This window comes from Sphingobacterium sp. IITKGP-BTPF85 (genome assembly GCF_001006065.1).
Taxonomy (GTDB): domain Bacteria; phylum Bacteroidota; class Bacteroidia; order Sphingobacteriales; family Sphingobacteriaceae; genus Sphingobacterium; species Sphingobacterium anhuiense.
This window is the reverse complement of record NZ_ASZT02000328.1, coordinates 1-714: the sequence shown is the minus strand read 5'-3', so window position 1 is coordinate 714 and position 714 is coordinate 1. Positions and strand designations below refer to the sequence as shown.

Genomic DNA, 714 nt, shown 5'->3' with positions numbered 1-714 from the left:
TGAAGCCTATAACGGCATCTGTTAAAAGCTATCTGCATTCTGCTTTAAAGACTCCACTACGCTCTTATAGAGCTCCTGTAGTTTGTTTTCATAATTGCGGGACCGCCCACCGAAAATCCCGAAGATCTGCGAAGCAAACGCTACGAAGCTCGCTCCTATTTCACTCAAAGCATTGTCTCCAATAACAACTATTTCTGAAATGGGATCAAAATAACGCAGGACTTCTCTCCCCTTGATGGTATTGGTACTGGTAACGATCATGGTGTATGATGAATACTGTTTTAAAAGCCCGAAAATAAAGCATCAGTTTGATTGAAAAACTGAAATAAGTCAATGGTAAGGCCTGTAGCTTTGGCAATCTGATGGGTAGACAAACCCATCTCTTTCAAATTCAAAGCTGTCTCAATAGCTTTTTGGTGTTGACCTTCAGCTTTAGCCTCTATTGCTGCTTTCTTGGATTCTTGCTTAGCCTCTTTTAATTGTTTTTCTAGTCCTTCAACTTGTTCCTGTTGATACATACGCACTGCTTCGGCATCCCACTTGCGTTTTAGAACGAATATCATACATAGTTCGTTCCTCCTTTGTCAATTTTGCGTAGCTGGCCAATTGAAAGAATCGTTGAAATACCGCCGATTTCATGATCCGTGGCAAGGTCTTTAACGTAGATATATTCTTGAGCATATAGAATACTTTGTCCAGTTCGTCTTCAACCTC

Annotated in this window: 3 protein-coding genes; all 3 read right to left on the bottom strand. The window is 40.6% G+C overall.

Annotated elements, in window-relative coordinates:
* Window positions 1-21 precede the first annotated feature (21 nt).
* Window positions 22-261 (bottom strand): heavy metal-binding domain-containing protein, encoded by a 240-nt coding sequence (locus tag L950_RS25485; protein ID WP_021191333.1) that lies wholly within the window; start codon window positions 259-261, stop codon window positions 22-24.
* A gap of 20 nt (window positions 262-281) precedes the next feature.
* On the bottom strand, window positions 282-518 hold the full coding sequence (locus tag L950_RS25480; RefSeq protein WP_021191332.1) for a hypothetical protein: 237 nt from the start codon (window positions 516-518) through the stop codon (window positions 282-284).
* On the bottom strand, window positions 496-714 hold a 219-nt coding region (locus L950_RS34715; protein WP_231577865.1), incomplete at its 5' end, for an Rpn family recombination-promoting nuclease/putative transposase. The genes L950_RS34715 and L950_RS25480, both read right to left, overlap by 23 nt.